Raw genomic sequence first — 14,153 nt, 5'->3', positions numbered from 1 at the left:
TGCCAGGGGTTACGTTTGGCTACTCTCTTCACGGTGCGTGCGGTATGCCATTACAGGTAGGCTGCGTTTAATAAGCACATGGGCATTTCCTGCCCTATCAAGGAGAACCATATGAAGACAGCCATCAAAGCAAACCGCTCCCTCGCGCTGGCAGGCGCCGCCGCCACGCTGGCCGTGGCCTCGCTGGGCTTTGCAGGTGCTGCCCAGGCCCGCGACAACGTGTCGTTTTCCGTGGGCATCGCTGCTCCGGGTGTGGCGGTAGGTGTCACCAACGCCTATCCGGTGTACCAGCAACCGGTGTATGTCCAGCCCGCCCCCGTTTACGTGCAGCCGGCGCCGGTCTACTACCCGCGCCCCGTGTATGTGCAGCCGGCACCGGTTTACTATCCGCAGCCCGTGTACTACGGCCCGCGCCACGGCCACAGGCACCATGGCGGCTACTACGTGCAGGGCCCACGCCCTGGTTACGGTTACGGCCCCGGTTACCGCCCCGCACCGGTTTATTACCAGCGCTAAGCCTGTCTGAGGCAACAAAAAGCCCGCTTCCAGCGGGCTTTTTTATGGCCGCCGGGAGGTCGCCCCCACGGTCGCGCACTTCGTGTCGCTCCCTGCCCCCCGAGGGGGCCGCCCGCCTGCGGCCCGGCAAAGCCGGTTCCGCGGCTCATGCTGGTGAAGAAAAGACTCAGGCGGCCGGCCGCCAGAAGAGGTAGTCGGCCTCGTAGGGCACGGAGACGCGCATGCCCAGGGTGGCGGCGGTGCAGGGCGGGTTGGCCACTATGCCGGCCACGGTACGGCGGGCCTGGATGTAGCTGATGTTGGCGAGCATGCCCGGGGTGTCGGAGGGACCCGCCATGGCGCGCAGCAAGGGCAGGCTTTGGCCATCGCCGGGCATCTCGACAAGTTCCCGTGCGCTGACTTTGGAGCCGTCGCTGTGCACCCAGCGCGCACGCGCGCCGGGGTAGTAGGTCACGGTGTTGCCCGCGCCGTCGGCGAGCCTGATGCCCGGGGACAGCAGCAGCCAGGCGTATTCATAGGGGGCGCGTTTGACGGCCTGGCATTCATAGAGCAGGTCGCCCCGGCCCTGCGCTTCAAGCACCACCGTGTGGCCCGCGGGAACGCGCACGGATTCGGGCAGGTTTTGCTGGGATGGCTGAAGGTTGAGGCGCGAGCCGCAGGCGCCTAGCGCAGCCACGGCAAGCAGCAGCAGCGCGCTTCGCAGCAGGCCGGGAAAGGCGCGAGAGGCTTGGGTCTGGATGTTCACAAAGGGTTCCAATGGCGGCGGATGGTGGTGTCACACCCCAGTAAATCCCTGGCGCGGAGGCACGTCTGTAGGTGGCCGGAGGGACAAGGTGCGGGGAAACGTCGGCAGGCTCGGGTCAGCGCTCTGCAAAAAAGAAAAAGCCCGCAGGCGATGCCTGCGGGCTTTGTTTCCATGGCGGCTGCACTGCCATGGACGGGCGCGCTTTCAGGGCGCGCCGGAAGCCCGCCTTAAGCGGGTTTCCAGAAAATGTAATCAGCCTGGTAAGACGTGGTGAGCTTGTCGCCGATATCGGCCTGGGTGCAGGATTTACTGAGGTCCTGGCCGCCCTTGGTCTTGATGCGCTGGATGTAGCTGACGTTCTGCAGCACGCCGGGGGCGGCGCCGGGTGCGCCGGTGGACAGCTGCTGCGGCAGGTTGGTGGCACCCACGCGGGGGGCCAGGGCGACCTGGGTGCCGACGACGCTGGAGCCGTCGATGTGGGTCCAGGTGGCGGGCGGGCCGGAATATTTCGCGACGGTCTTGCCGGTGCGGTCGAGCAGGTCGGCTTCGGGCCGAACCAGCACCCAGCCTATGGTGCCGGCGGTGGTGGCATTGGCCCGGCACTCGTAGTACAGCAGGCCGCTGGCGGTGGTTTCAAGCGCGACGACATGGCCGGGCGGCACGACGACCTGTGCGTCCAATTGGTCCTGGCTGTATTCCTTGGGCAAGGGCGCGACGCCGGAGCACGCGACCATGAGCGCGGCGGTGCCGGTGATCATGGCTGCGGTGACGGCAGCACTTTTGCTGTAAGCCCACAGGACGTTGTGCGTGCTTTTCATGAGACCCCCGGTTCTGGCCATTGCTGGCCTTGTGTTGGCTTCTGCCTGTTGTTGCATGCCAGTAAAACGCGGGGAACCCAAAAGCGCTGTAGGACGCCGCGCAGGCTTGCTGACAGCGCGTTTCCGGGGCCTGTGACAGCACGGCGAACGGCGCTGCAGGTGTGCGCAAAAAAGCCCGCAGGGCAAGCCTGCGGGCCTGAAAACCGGTCCCGCCTGACGTTCGGGCCGGTGGCTCACCTTCGGAGGGGAAAGCGGCGATTCAAGGATGGAGGGCCGTGCCTCACATCGCCTTGTAGAAGATGTAGTCGGCCTGGTACTGGACGACCTGTTTGGCGCCCGCGTTGCCGGCGGCGCAGGGCATGGCGGGGGCGACGCCGCCGCGGGTGTCCACGCGCTGGATGTAGGTGACACCGCTCATGGCGCCGCTGCCCATGGCCGGGTTGCCCTTGACGAGCTGGGTGGGAATGTTGCCGCTGCCGTTGGGGGTGACGGCGACTTGTGCGCCCGTCAGTTTGGAGCCGTCCATGGCTTCCCAGGTGGCGGGCGGGCCGTAGTACTTGCCGACCTGCTTGCCGCCGCGGTCCATGAGTTTGGCGTCGGGGCCGGCGAAGACCCATTCAAACTGGCCGGCCATGTCTTTTTTAGGGCTGCACTGGTAGGTGATCTCGCCGACGCCCACGGTTTCCATGGCGACCTTGTTGCCGGCGGGCACCTGGACGGCGGCGGGCAGGCCGGCCTGCGAATACATCGGTTGCATGGGCGACATGCTGCCGCAGGCGGCGAGTAGCGATACGAACAGAACTGAAGCTGAGGCGGTTGCAGTACGTAGCATCATTTTTAACTCCGTGGTTTTTGTGAATCGGCCAGGGCGGCCGCCCGCTGTGGTTGGCTGTGTGGCGCGGGCCGTCCTGCTGCTGATACGCGGCGGGATGGGCGCTGGATTCAAAAAAAGCGGCGTAAGCACCGGAGGGCATTTCACCAGTGGGGGCCGCGGGTCCGGCTTTGCCGGCCCCAGGCGCCGCCCCCTGAGGGGGGAGCAGGCTACACGAAGTGAGCGTGAAAGGGGGCGGGTTTGCTACTGCCCGAAGCGCGGACCCTTTTCGAGGAAGTCTTTTTCTGCCGGAGTATCGGCCCGCCCGAGCACCGTATTTCGATAAGGAAAACGGCCGAAGAGGGTGATGATGTCGCGGTGCTGGTGGGCGTAGTCCAGGTTGCCTTGCAGGCGCTGCTTCAGGGCCTCTGGCGCATCGGCGACCAGGCGGGTAAACCGTTCAACGCATTCGTCCTGCAGCGCCGGGCTTTCGGCGTGCATGAGCGGCATGTAGAGGAAGAGCCGTGCCACCCAGGGCAGGCGCAGGTCTTCACCGGCGGCGACGGCCTGCCGCACCAGCTGCTGGGCGCGGGCGTCGCCGGCAAAGGCGCGTGCGGTGCCGCGGAAGATATTGCGGGGGAACTGGTCGAGCAGGATGACCAAGGCCAGGCGATGCAGGGGCGTTTGCTCCCAGTCTTGCAGGCCGCCGGCCAGGGCCTCATCCACCGCGGCGCCGAAGCGCGCGCGGATGTCGGCGTCGAGCTCGGCGCCGCCGCCGAACCAGCGCTTGCCGAGGTCCTGCGTGGGCCAGTCTTTGTCGAGGCCGTCGCCCAGCCAGAACTCAAGGACTCGGGCCGGCGTGGCGGCAGTGGGGGCGGCGGCGGACGATGGGGTGGAGGTGGGCTCGGTCATGGCGACCGCCAGCTTAGCCTACCAGCGGTCGGAGCGCAGCTGCAGGTCCCAGACACCCTTACGGATGGCGTAGACACCGACCACGCCGTAGCGCTGCTCACCCACGTTGTCCCACTTCATGGAGCCGGTGATGGGCGCGTAGCCGTCGAAGGTGCGCAGGGTCTGCGTGATTTTTTCGGGTTTGACGGAATTGGCGCGCTTCATGGCGCCGGCCAGGATGTACATGGCGTCGTAGGTGTAATGGCCGCCGTAGGCCGGTTCCATCTTGAAGGTTTCCTGGTACTTGCTCAGGAAAGCCTTGCCGTTGACGAATTCCTTGGCGTCCAGGATGGGCGAGGTGGCGTAGATGCCCTTGACCGTGTCGCTGCCCTTGAGCATGTTGGTGGTCTTGATGGTGTCGCCGCCCAGGATGCTGACCTGCTGCGTGTAGTCGATCTTCTTGAGCGCTTCTATCAGCGCCAGGATCTGGAAGTCGCCCTGCGTGGAGACGATGACCTGGACGTTGCCGGCCTTGATCTTGGCGGCGAGCTCGTCAAACGCGGTGGTCTTGTCGTCGGACGAATAGCTGACGACCACTTCCTTGTTGGCCTTCTTGAGCTCGGCGGCCGCGCCGGTGGCCAGGCCCTTGCCATAGGTGGTGCCGTCGTCGACCACGGCGAACTTGGTGGCCTCAAGCTGGTTGGCAGCGAARGAGCCGATGGCGCGGGCCTGCAGGTTGTCGTTGGCGACCAGGCGGAAGGTGGTGTCCAGGCCGAGTTCGGTGAACTTGGGGTTGGTCGAGATGGCGAGCTGGGCGATGTGTTTTTCGGCATAAACCGGCGCGGCCGGGATGCTGACGCCGGAGTTGAGATTGCCGATCACGGCGACCACGCCGGCATCGACCAGTTGTTTGGCGACGTCCACGCCGGCCTTGGGGTCGGAGCGGTCGTCCATCGCGACGATCTCGATCTTGACGGTCTTGCCCTTGATCTGGAAACCTTCCTTGTTGATCTCGTCCACCGCCATCTTCACGCCGTTGTGCAGATCCTGGCCCAGCGCGGCGAGGTTGCCGGACAGGGGCTGGGCGACGCCGATCTTGATGGTGTCGGGCGGGTTGTCGCAGCCTGAGAGCAGGGCGGCGCCTGCAACAACAGCGGCGGTCAGGGCAGCCAGGGTAGGGCGGCGGGTGGCGGAGTGGGTCATCGTAAAACCTCGGGTTGAGTGGGTGTAACTGAATGTATGTTTCACCGTCCCGAAGCGATAGTGGGTTTGACCTACTTTTGAATGAATGTCTGAGTAGATAAGTTTTACTAATGGTTCGAATTGGTTCGTTTCTCTCTGAAAACGCACCGAAATGGTTTATTTCTGGCCAGATTGGCGCGTGCTCGCGCGAGGCGCGCCGGCAGCCGCCCGATTTGCCGATGGCCGTGTTTTCAGGGAAGCAGGTGTTTGCGCAGGAAAGCGCTGAGCTTGCGGTCCAGCGCCGGAAGCTGGCTGCGGTCGAAGCCGGGTGGGTCCAGCAGCAGGTCTTTGGCGAGGTCGGACATCGCATCGGCGGGTGGAGGCGGCGACAGCAGCGCGCCGTGGCCGCCGTCAGGCAGGTCCGCCAGGTGTTCGCAGCGCTTGCAGGCCGCGAGCACCGCGCCGCTGTGAAAGCGCGGCACCAGCCAGCGGTCTTGCCCGGCGGTGACCAGCGCGAGTGGCACCGTCGGCAAGGCCAGCGAGGCCATGTCGAAGTCGGCGGCCAGCGGCACGCCGGCGACCACGGCCTGGATGCGGGCGTCGTGATGGCTTTGCCAGGTGGCATCGCTGAATCTCTGGCGGATCACCGCCAGCACCACGGTTTTTTTCAGGCCATCCAGCAGGCCGCCTGTGAGCCGGGTGCTCAGCCCGGCGCAGGTCTGGAAGTCCTCTGCAATATGGGCCTCGCAGTGCCGGGCGAGCAGGGCCGGCGACCAGCGGCCGCCGGCCAGCGTCAGCGCCGTATGCCCGCCGGCCGACATGCCGTACATGCCGACCTTGTCGAGCGAGAGCAGCGCTGCGAAGCGCGGTTCGCGCGCGACCGCGTCGATGGCGCGCGAGACCTCGGCGGGCCGCTGCTTCCAGCTGTCGGGTCCGGGGGAGGAGGGATCCATGGCGTTGTCGCCGCGGTGCTGGGGAAAGGCGACGACGAAGCCGTCTTCGACCAGGCGGCGCGCCAGGTCGGTGTAGGTCCAGGGCGAACCGCCCGAGCCGTGCGAGATGACAACCAGCCGCGTGTTGCCGCGCACCGGCTGGCCGTCTTTGTCGACTTTGAGGGAATAGGAGCCGACCTGCATGGGGCGGTCTTCGCCGGCCGAAGGATAAAAAACGCTGATGGCGGCGTCGTCCTGCAGGCCCGGCAGTTTGGTAAAACCCATGCCGGCCTGCGCGCCGGCAACGGCGAGCAGCAGCAGGCTGCTGAGGATGTAACGATGCATGGGTGCTTCCTCCTTTATTGTGGGTAGCCGGTCGGCGTGACTGGCTGCGGGCTGTGCGCGGCTCGGGGCATTTTCCCCGGTTTCGCGCGGCGCCTCTTTGTCGAGCCCGGCGATAATCCCCACTACTTTTTTGGAGCCAGCGTGGATATAGCACTGTTGATCAAAGCCGCCATCATGGGCATCGTCGAGGGCCTGACTGAATTCCTTCCGATCTCCTCGACAGGCCACCTCATCCTGGCCGGCGCGCTGCTCGGTTTTGACGACGACAAGGCCAAGGTTTTCGACATCGCGATCCAGACCGGCGCGATATTCGCGGTCATCCTGGTGTACTGGCAGAAGATACGCGCGACGGTTGTCGCCCTGCCGACCGAGAAACAGGCGCAACAGTTTGTGCTCAATGTGCTGGTGGCTTTTGTGCCGGCCGTGGTGCTGGGCCTGCTGTTCGGCAAGGCCATCAAGGCCCATCTGTTCACGCCGGTTGTGGTGGCCAGCACCTTCATCATCGGCGGCTTCATCATCCTCTGGGCCGAAAAGCGCCAGCAGAACAATCCCGCCGCCGCGCGCATCCAGGAAGTGGAAGCCATGACGGTGATGGACGCGCTCAAGGTGGGCCTGGTGCAATGCCTGGCGATGATCCCGGGCACCAGCCGCAGCGGCGCGACCATCATCGGCGGCATGCTGCTGGGGCTGTCGCGCAAGGCGGCCACCGATTTTTCTTTCTTCCTGGCCATGCCCACGCTGATAGGCGCGGGCGCCTACAGCCTCTACAAGGAGCGCGCGCTGCTGTCCATGGCTGACCTGCCGATGTTCTCGGTCGGCCTGGTGTTCTCCTTCCTGAGCGCCTGGCTGTGCGTGCGCTGGCTGCTGCGCTATATCTCTACCAACAGCTTTGTGCCTTTTGCCTGGTACCGCATCGCCTTCGGCATCGTGGTGCTGGCCACGGCCTGGAGCGGGCTCGTGGTCTGGGCGGCATAAGGCGGTTCACCCATGCGCTCCCGCTGGTTTTCAAAGATTCTTGCGGGCTTGCTGCTGCTGGTGACTTCGCTGTCGCATGCGGCCGGGCCGGTCAGCATTCCCTCGCTGGACGGCAAGCTGCAGATTCCGTCCTACTGGTTTGACGCGGGCGACGGCGAACCCCGGCCCGCCATCATCGGGCTGCACGGCTGTGGCGGCGCGCTGGACGGCAAGGGCAACTTCGGCGAGCGCTTCTTCCGTTATGCGGGCTATTTCAACGCGGAGCGCATCCATTTCCTGCCGCTGGACAGCTTCACGCCGCGTGGCCAGAAATCGATCTGCGAAACGCCGAACAAGCTGCGCACCATCCATGAAGCGGACCGCCGCGAGGACGTCTTCGCCGCCATCGCCTGGCTGGCAAAACAGCCGTCGGTGGATATGTCGCGCATCGTGGTCATGGGCTGGTCGCACGGCGCGCAGACTGTGCTCAGCACGGTGGACGCCACGGACAAGTACGTGCAGGCGCAGGCGGTGCAGCCGCGCGCCGCCGTGGCTTTTTACCCGGGCTGCCTTGTCAACAACAAGATGTGGAATTATGAAGTCCACAAACCGCTGCTGATCATGATCGGCGAGCTCGACGACTGGACGCTGGCGCACGAGTGCGTCACGCTGCAGGAGCGCCTGCGAAAGAACAAGGCCAACGCGGCGGTGGACCTCGTCGTCTACGCCGGCAGTTACCACGGCTTTGACGGCCCCGGCCCCGTCAAGCAGATGGAAGGCCTGGGCAACACCAAAACAGGCAAGGCCACGGTGGGTGGCAACCCCGCGGCGCGAGAAGCATCGCATGCGCGCATGTTCGAATTTCTCTCGGCGCAACTGGGCCAGCCCTTGCTGCTGTCGCACGCGCAGCGCTTCAAGGGCCATCACTATGTGCTGCCGCCGGCCTCGGGCTTCGCGGCGGCCGACGACATGGCCGCCGTACCGCTCAGCGAGGCCGGCAAGGCGCGTTATGCCCACTTTCGCGGTTTGCCCTCACCCAAGGCCTTCGCCGTGACGGAAAAAGGCGGCTGGTATTTCAACGCCGGTGAACCCGAGGCGATGGCCACGGTTTTCCAGCAGTGCGCGAGAGCGAAATCAAAATGCTGGCTTTATGCGGTCGATGACCAGGTCGTGTGGCAACCCGACGTGGCGGCGCGGGCCGGCGAAGCGGGGCTCAAGCGCGTGGGGGCGTCGGCCCCCTGAGCGCCGCGCCGCAATGCCCGCGATTGGCGTGGCGTCTGACAAGAACCGTCACATCCCGGTGTTAGGCTGGCTTTTTCAACTCCACCTCTGAGGCGCACCATGAGCATTCTCGGCAAAATTTTCGGCAAGATATTTCCTTCGCTGCAAACGCCCGACCCTGTGCCACCGGTCGCCACCGCGCCCGCCGGCACAGCACCCGCAGCACCTGCCACGGCACCCGTAACGCCGCCCATGCAGCAAGTGGACGTCGAAGCCCTGCTCAACGGCATGGCCAGCAAGAACCCGGAAAAACTCAACTGGAAGACCTCCATCGTCGACCTGATGAAGCTCTTGCACCTGGACAGCAGCCTGGGCGAACGCAAAGAGCTCGCGAAGGAGCTGGGTTACACAGGCGACATGAATGACAGCGCCACGATGAACATCTGGCTGCACAAGCAGGTCATGAACAAGCTGGCGGCCAACGGCGGCAAGGTGCCGGCCGAGCTGATGGACTAGGCGGACCTGAGCTTCTCCACCAAGGCCGCGTAAGCCGCCATCGCCTCTTCGCGGGCCATGCCCTTGCGCTGGGCCCACGCGTCGTATTTGGCGCGGCCGGTCACGTCCATCATGCCGGGGCGGTCGCCTGTCGCGTCGCCCACCGTCGCCTGTTTGAACAGCGCATAAAGCGCCAGCAGTTCGTCGTTGCCGGGCGGTTTGGCCAGGGCCTTGACGGCAATGCCGGCGGCCTCGAAGGCGCGTTCGGCTTCGCTGGGGCCGGCGGGCGCGGCCGGTGCGCCGAAGTGGGCATCTTCGAGTGCCACGTCGTCGGGGAACCAGCGCGCATCGAGCAAGCGGCCCGAGCGCACGGCAAAGGCCAGCACGCCTTGCGACATCAGGCCCGCGGCCGTGAGGGTGGCGGGCAGCACGGCGATGCCGGCGTTGAACACCGGCTGGCCGAAGGCGGTGAACTTCACGCCGCCGGACCAGGGCAGCATGGCCTGCAGGCCCTTGTTGCCGCGGTAGATGCCGCTGGCGCGGTTGGCGCCGGGCTGGAACCAGGCCATGTCCGAGGCGCCTTTGGCGAAGATGCCGCTGAAGTCGCCGGCCTCCAGCGCTAGGCGCAGCGACTGCGCGAAAGCCTGCAGGGCTTCGGGGCTCATCTTGGGGTCTTCCACCGCCATGCCGAGCGAGGCGGCGCTGCTGGCGCCGAAGAATTCGAGCACGTTGCGCGCCACCTGTTCGCGGTCGTTGTCGACGCAAATCATGTGGTAGCTGTTCTCCAGCACCACCATGCGCGCCTTGGCGCCGCCGATCTGCTCGACCAGGTAGTTGGCCGAGGCCAGGCTGGTGAGTTCGTCCTCGCGCGCGTGGATGACCAGGGTTTCGCTGGCCATGCTTTTGAGGTCCGTCATGACCCAGCGGCGCAGGCGGTCGACCTGGCGCACGCAGGCCAGCGGCACCCAGCGGTAGTGGAAGTTTTCGCCGCGCGCGAACTTGGCCTTGACGATGGCGCGCAACTGCTCATTCTTGATGCCGAAGGGGTCTTCCTCCTCCACCTTCATGCGGGCCGGGACGCCGGGCAGGTAATACATCAGGTGGCGCGCCGGCGTGTACCAGGCGGTGGCCCAGCCGTCGATGTAGATGGGCGGCGCCAGCGCGATCAGCTTGCCGCGCGTGTGCTTCTGGCGCTTGGCCAGCTCGGTGGCCAGCAGCGCGCCCATGCACATGCCCATGATGTGGAAGTTGTCGTGCTGCGCGGCCACCTCCTGGTACTTGGCGGTGACGGCTTGCATCCATTGCTCGGCGGTCACATGGACCAGGTCTTCGGGCGTGGTGCCGTGGCCGGGCAGGGTCAGCGAGTGGGTGACGAAGCCGGCGTTCTTGAGCCGCTTGTGCATGGAGCCCAGGTCGTATTGCGTGCCGCCCAGGCCGTGGATCAGGAAGACGGCGGGCGTGCTTTTGTTCACGGCCGGCCCGGCCGCGGCGGATGAGGTAGCGGCGCTGTCCATGGCCACGTCAGGCCTCGACTTCCAGCAGCACGGCCACCTGCTCGACCTGGCCGTCGGCGCCGCGCACGCCCGAGAGGCGGGTGCTCACGGAGGCCACGCGGCCGTCGCTCCAGCGCAGGCTGTTCTTCCATAGCGCATGCTCGCGCTGGCCTTGCGCCAGGTCGCGCCAGTCGGCCTGCAGCGCGGGCTGCTCCTGCGGGTCGGCGTGGGCGATGAAATCGTGCACAGTCAGCAAGGCGGCGGCGTTGGTGCGCAGCAGCTCGCCGGCGCCTTCGCCCCAGTGGGCGGCGCCGGTCTTCGCGTCGAAGTTGGCGACCACGGTGCGGTTCGATTCCAGCACCTGGCGGTAGCGGGTGCGCCAGTCCTGCGCCAGGGCGAGGGCCTGCGCGGCGGTGGCGCCCAGCGTGTTGACCACGCCGACCAGCAGTGCCATCACGGCCACATAACCCTGCACTTCGATCACGGCCTCGCCGGGAAAACCTTCGACCTCGGCGAAAGGCCCGCCGCCGGTATTGGTCCAGGCGATCAGCGCCAGCGCGCCCAGCAGCGTGGCCAGCGTGGCGCCGCGTTCCTTCCAGAGGATGGCGGTGACCACCATGAAGGGCAGCGGCAGGTAGGCCAGCGTGGGGCCCAGYGAAGCGCTGAAACGGTCGGAAACGTCGCTCGAGAAAATCAGCGCGGCCACCACGAAGAACAGCGCAAAGGTGCCGGCGCCCGCGAGGAACTGGCTGGTGGCCATGCCGCCGGAGCGCTTGACCCGAAAGCCCGCGAAGGAAGTGATCAGCGGGGCGATCAGCAGGATGCCGACAAAGGTCGTGCAGGTCCAGACGCGCCATTCCACCCCCAGCGCGACGGGCTCGGGCAGCGCCCAGCTCCAGAGCATCACGCCTATGCTGGCGCCCAGCATGGAGGTGAGCAGCGCGCCCAGCAGGAGGCCGGCGTAGGCCTTGCCCGGTTCCGTGCGGCCTTCGGGGCCGGTGGCCCGCAGCAGGCGTGCTACCCAGGCGCCCAGGGCGGCAGTGAGCGCCTCGTTGATGCCAAAGGCCAGCGCCGGCAGCACGGCCAGGCCGTCCAGCAGCGCCAGCGCCATGGCCGCCAGCGCGGCGCCCGCCAGCACGGCGGAGCGCTTGGGCGGCTTGACGGCAAGCAGCGCGCCGAAGGTCACCCCGGTGGCCAGCCAGACCGATGAACTGAGCGTCATCGCGTCGCCCATGCTCTGGGACAGCACGGCCGCGACGGCCCAGGCAAGAAAGGTCACGGCAAGGGTGACGATGAAGGGCAGGGCCATGGAATCCTCCTCGGAAGAGTCGCTTGTTGCTCGGCATGGAGGCCGGATGGTTTCGGCGTAGTTTAGCCAGTGTGTTTCAAATATTGCTCAGGTGATTAAGGGTAAGTCCTTGCGTTCCTGGCGCGCTAAAAATCTACAATATGGACATCTATCCACAATATGGACAAATCCAATGCCCGTCGATAGCCCCGACCAGACGCCCCTGATGCCCTACCAGTACCCGAACCCGCCGGACGCGCGGCCGGAAATCGTGGTGCAGCACGCGATACCGACCGACGAGCGCCTGTGGGTGCCGCAGGCCGAGAACGTCTGGTTCCGGCCGCTGTGCCTCAACGCCAGCCAGGGCTACTGGATGAATCTGCTGCGTGTGCGCAAATCCGGCGTACTGAGCCGGCACCGCCATCCGCAGGCGGTGCACGGCTTTGTGCTCAAGGGCCGCTGGCGCTACCTGGAACACGACTGGGAAGCCACCGAGGGCAGCTATGTGTTCGAGCCGCCCGGTGAAACCCACACGCTCTATGTGCCCGAGGACGTCGAGGAAATGATCACCTACTTCCAGGTCAACGGTGTCATGTACTACACCGACCCTTACGGCAAGGGCATGGGCTACGAGGACGTGTTCACCAAGATCGAGATGTGCAACAAGCACTTTGAGGCCGTCGGCCTGGGCGCCGATTACACAAAGCAGTTCATTCGCTGACGGCGGGTGTTTTTTCTTGAAGGAAAGATGGATGACTTACCAGGCCGGACTCTTTAAAGGCAAACGCGCGCTGGTCGCCGGCGCGACCCAGGGCATAGGCGCCGTGATCGCCAACCACCTCGCGGCGCTGGGCGCTGAAGTGACCGCGCTGGGACTGGGCGGCGGCGACGGCACGCTCGATGCGGCCGTCGAGGTGCGCCAGGCCGACGTGACCTCGGCGGCCAGCCTGGATGCCGCGCTGGCCGGCATAGACACGCTGGACATCGTGTTTAACTGCGCCGGCATCATCCAGCGCGGCGCCGAGCACGRTATCGAGGTTTTCGAAAAAGTGCTGGCCGTCAACCTGAGCGGCACCATGCGCGTGTGCGCCGCTGTGCGCGAACGCCTCAAAGCCAGCCGCGGCTGCATCGTCAACACCGCCTCCATGCTGAGCTTCTTCGGCGGCGGCCTGGTGCCCGGTTACGCGGCCAGCAAGGGCGGTGTCGCACAGCTCACCAAGTCGCTGGCGATTGCCTACGCACCCGACGGCATCAGGGTCAACGCCATCGCGCCCGGCTGGATCGCCACGCCGCTCACGCAGGCCCTGCAGGACGACCCGGCGCGCGCCGGCCCCATCCTGGCGCGCACGCCCATGGGCCGATGGGGCACGCCCAAGGACGTGGCCGAGGCCGCGATGTTCCTCTGCACGCCGGCGGCCGCCTTCATGACCGGCGTGATCCTGCCCGTGGACGGCGGCTACATGGTGTCGTGATGGCGCAGCCCATCGTCAAGTCATCCACTGCCTCGCAAGTGGCCGGCACGGCCGCGKTTTCGAAATTCATGCACGTGCTGCAGCTGGTGGCCGACTCGGCTGAGCCGCTCAACGTCGGCGCACTGGTCAAGGCCAGCGGCTATCCCCGGCCTACGGTGCACCGCATCGTCGCTGCCCTGGTGGCCGAGCGCCTGCTGGTCGAAAACGAGCGCGGCGCGCTGCTGGCGCTGGGCCCGCGCCTGATCCAGCTGGCCAGCCGCAGCTGGGGCCGTTCAGACCTGCGCCTGGCGGCAGTCGACGAACTCAAACGCCTGCGCGACCTCACCGGCGAGACCGTGCACCTCGCGGTGCCCAACGGCAACACCATGGTCTACATCGAAAAACTCGAAAGCCCGAGCGCGGTACGCATGGCCTCGCGCATAGGTACCAGTGTGGCTTTGCATGCCACGGCGGTCGGCAAGGCTTATATGGCGGCGCTGGAGCCTGCTGTGCTTGAGCCGCTGCTGCTCGAACTGCCCTTGCCACGCTACACCGGCAACACGCTGGTGAAGCTGGCCGATTTGCGCAAGCAGCTGGAGGTCACGCGTGGGCGGGGGTGGTCGGTGGATGGGGAGGAACATGAGGCGGGGATTTTTTGTTATGGCGCTGTCATACGTGGCGGGCGTGGTTTGCCTGTGGCCGCTATCAGTGTGAGTACCTTGATGTTTCGGCAGAAGGCTGAGCCTGAGGAGGCTTATGTTGCACCCTTGCTGGAGGCTTGTCGGGTGATTTCTGCTCGTATTGCGGAGACGCCTTCGCTGGCTGGGGCTGAGGTTTTGTAGGGGGTGCTCCCCTCTGACTCCTGCTGGCCGGGGGTAGCCCGGCGGCTACTCACTTTTCTTTTGCTTCGCCAAAAGAAAAGTAAGCAAAAGAAAAGGCGACCCTGGTTGCTGCGTCCCTCCGCTTCGCTGCGGGCAACCTGCGGTGCTCGGTCCAGACGGGGTCTCGCTA

Annotated in this window: 15 protein-coding genes; 7 read left to right on the top strand and 8 right to left on the bottom strand. The window is 65.9% G+C overall.

Translation table 11 applies throughout. The features are described 5' to 3' along the window. The first annotated feature begins 111 nt into the window (after positions 1–111). The gene (locus tag AC1D1Y_RS22750; RefSeq protein WP_477654879.1) at positions 112–516 is read left to right on the top strand and encodes a hypothetical protein; all 405 of its coding nucleotides are present in this window, start codon (positions 112–114) and stop codon (positions 514–516) included. A gap of 166 nt (positions 517–682) precedes the next feature. Here AC1D1Y_RS22750 and AC1D1Y_RS22745 read toward each other — a convergent pair whose 3' ends face one another. The 6 genes from AC1D1Y_RS22745 to AC1D1Y_RS22720 all read right to left on the bottom strand — a co-directional run bounded on the left by AC1D1Y_RS22745 (position 683) and on the right by AC1D1Y_RS22720 (position 6,240). Continuing rightward, positions 683–1,261: a DUF3455 domain-containing protein gene (locus tag AC1D1Y_RS22745; protein ID WP_477684342.1), complete on the bottom strand. Its 579-nt coding sequence runs from the start codon at positions 1,259–1,261 to the stop codon at positions 683–685. A gap of 227 nt (positions 1,262–1,488) precedes the next feature. Continuing rightward, entirely contained in the window at positions 1,489–2,079 is a 591-nt protein-coding gene (locus AC1D1Y_RS22740; protein WP_477684341.1) for a DUF3455 domain-containing protein, read from the bottom strand. Between the two features lie 280 nt (positions 2,080–2,359). Beyond that, on the bottom strand, positions 2,360–2,914 hold the full coding sequence (locus tag AC1D1Y_RS22735) for a DUF3455 domain-containing protein (RefSeq protein ID WP_477684340.1): 555 nt from the start codon (positions 2,912–2,914) through the stop codon (positions 2,360–2,362). A 240-nt stretch (positions 2,915–3,154) separates the two neighbouring features. Continuing rightward, positions 3,155–3,802: a DUF924 family protein gene (locus tag AC1D1Y_RS22730; protein WP_477684339.1), complete on the bottom strand. Its 648-nt coding sequence runs from the start codon at positions 3,800–3,802 to the stop codon at positions 3,155–3,157. An 18-nt stretch (positions 3,803–3,820) separates the two neighbouring features. Continuing rightward, positions 3,821–4,984, bottom strand: a complete 1,164-nt coding sequence (locus AC1D1Y_RS22725; protein ID WP_477684338.1) for a branched-chain amino acid ABC transporter substrate-binding protein — start codon at positions 4,982–4,984, stop codon at positions 3,821–3,823. A 230-nt stretch (positions 4,985–5,214) separates the two neighbouring features. Then, positions 5,215–6,240: an alpha/beta hydrolase family protein gene (locus tag AC1D1Y_RS22720; RefSeq protein ID WP_477684337.1), complete on the bottom strand. Its 1,026-nt coding sequence runs from the start codon at positions 6,238–6,240 to the stop codon at positions 5,215–5,217. Positions 6,241–6,381: 141 nt separating this feature from the next. Between AC1D1Y_RS22720 and AC1D1Y_RS22715 the strand changes: the two genes are divergently transcribed. The 3 genes from AC1D1Y_RS22715 (at position 6,382) to AC1D1Y_RS22705 (ending at position 8,931) form a co-directional block, all read left to right on the top strand. Continuing rightward, complete coding sequence (locus AC1D1Y_RS22715) at positions 6,382–7,215, top strand: undecaprenyl-diphosphate phosphatase (RefSeq protein ID WP_477684336.1); 834 nt, start codon at positions 6,382–6,384, stop codon at positions 7,213–7,215. A gap of 12 nt (positions 7,216–7,227) precedes the next feature. After that, a complete protein-coding gene (locus tag AC1D1Y_RS22710) occupies positions 7,228–8,436 on the top strand; it encodes a dienelactone hydrolase family protein (RefSeq protein ID WP_477684335.1) in 1,209 nt (402 codons plus the stop codon). Positions 8,437–8,535: 99 nt separating this feature from the next. Further along, entirely contained in the window at positions 8,536–8,931 is a 396-nt protein-coding gene (locus tag AC1D1Y_RS22705; RefSeq protein ID WP_477684334.1) for a DUF3597 domain-containing protein, read from the top strand. On the opposite strand, the gene AC1D1Y_RS22700 is transcribed toward AC1D1Y_RS22705, so the two are convergent. Together AC1D1Y_RS22700 and AC1D1Y_RS22695 are read right to left on the bottom strand one after the other, a co-directional pair. After that, entirely contained in the window at positions 8,928–10,424 is a 1,497-nt protein-coding gene (locus AC1D1Y_RS22700) for an acyl-CoA-binding protein (RefSeq protein WP_477684333.1), read from the bottom strand. The two genes, AC1D1Y_RS22705 and AC1D1Y_RS22700, sit on opposite strands and share 4 nt — an antisense overlap. Before the next feature lie 7 nt (positions 10,425–10,431). Beyond that, complete coding sequence (locus tag AC1D1Y_RS22695) at positions 10,432–11,712, bottom strand: MASE1 domain-containing protein (RefSeq protein WP_477684332.1); 1,281 nt, start codon at positions 11,710–11,712, stop codon at positions 10,432–10,434. A gap of 172 nt (positions 11,713–11,884) precedes the next feature. On the opposite strand from AC1D1Y_RS22695, the gene AC1D1Y_RS22690 reads away from it, so the two are divergent. Genes AC1D1Y_RS22690 through AC1D1Y_RS22680 form a run of 3 tightly spaced genes read left to right on the top strand, consistent with a single transcriptional unit; the run spans position 11,885 to position 13,984 of the window. Then, positions 11,885–12,412, top strand: coding sequence for a 2,4'-dihydroxyacetophenone dioxygenase family protein (locus AC1D1Y_RS22690; RefSeq protein ID WP_436155320.1), 528 nt, complete (start codon positions 11,885–11,887; stop codon positions 12,410–12,412). Positions 12,413–12,443: 31 nt separating this feature from the next. Beyond that, a complete protein-coding gene (locus tag AC1D1Y_RS22685; RefSeq protein ID WP_477684331.1) occupies positions 12,444–13,163 on the top strand; it encodes an SDR family NAD(P)-dependent oxidoreductase in 720 nt (239 codons plus the stop codon). Then, positions 13,163–13,984, top strand: coding sequence for an IclR family transcriptional regulator (locus AC1D1Y_RS22680; RefSeq protein ID WP_477684330.1), 822 nt, complete (start codon positions 13,163–13,165; stop codon positions 13,982–13,984). Before AC1D1Y_RS22685 ends, AC1D1Y_RS22680 begins: the two co-directional genes overlap by 1 nt. The last annotated feature ends 169 nt before the right edge of the window (positions 13,985–14,153 follow it).

The sequence above is a fragment of the Polaromonas sp. P1_G1 genome (assembly GCF_056405595.1).
The sequence above is the reverse complement of the archived record's forward strand: the minus strand, read 5'-3'. Positions and strand labels throughout refer to the sequence as shown.

Bases quoted from the DNA above. Each gene is read 5' to 3' on its own strand.
- AC1D1Y_RS22750 (WP_477654879.1), top strand. From the start codon at position 112: ATGAAGACAGCCATCAAAGCAAACCGCTCCCTCGCGCTGGCAGGCGCC.
- AC1D1Y_RS22740 (WP_477684341.1), bottom strand. From the start codon at position 2,079: ATGAAAAGCACGCACAACGTCCTGTGGGCTTACAGCAAAAGTGCTGCC.
- AC1D1Y_RS22735 (WP_477684340.1), bottom strand. From the start codon at position 2,914: ATGATGCTACGTACTGCAACCGCCTCAGCTTCAGTTCTGTTCGTATCG.
- AC1D1Y_RS22730 (WP_477684339.1), bottom strand. From the start codon at position 3,802: ATGACCGAGCCCACCTCCACCCCATCGTCCGCCGCCGCCCCCACTGCC.
- AC1D1Y_RS22720 (WP_477684337.1), bottom strand. From the start codon at position 6,240: ATGCATCGTTACATCCTCAGCAGCCTGCTGCTGCTCGCCGTTGCCGGC.
- AC1D1Y_RS22710 (WP_477684335.1), top strand. From the start codon at position 7,228: ATGCGCTCCCGCTGGTTTTCAAAGATTCTTGCGGGCTTGCTGCTGCTG.
- AC1D1Y_RS22705 (WP_477684334.1), top strand. From the start codon at position 8,536: ATGAGCATTCTCGGCAAAATTTTCGGCAAGATATTTCCTTCGCTGCAA.
- AC1D1Y_RS22700 (WP_477684333.1), bottom strand. From the start codon at position 10,424: ATGGACAGCGCCGCTACCTCATCCGCCGCGGCCGGGCCGGCCGTGAAC.
- AC1D1Y_RS22690 (WP_436155320.1), top strand. From the start codon at position 11,885: ATGCCCGTCGATAGCCCCGACCAGACGCCCCTGATGCCCTACCAGTAC.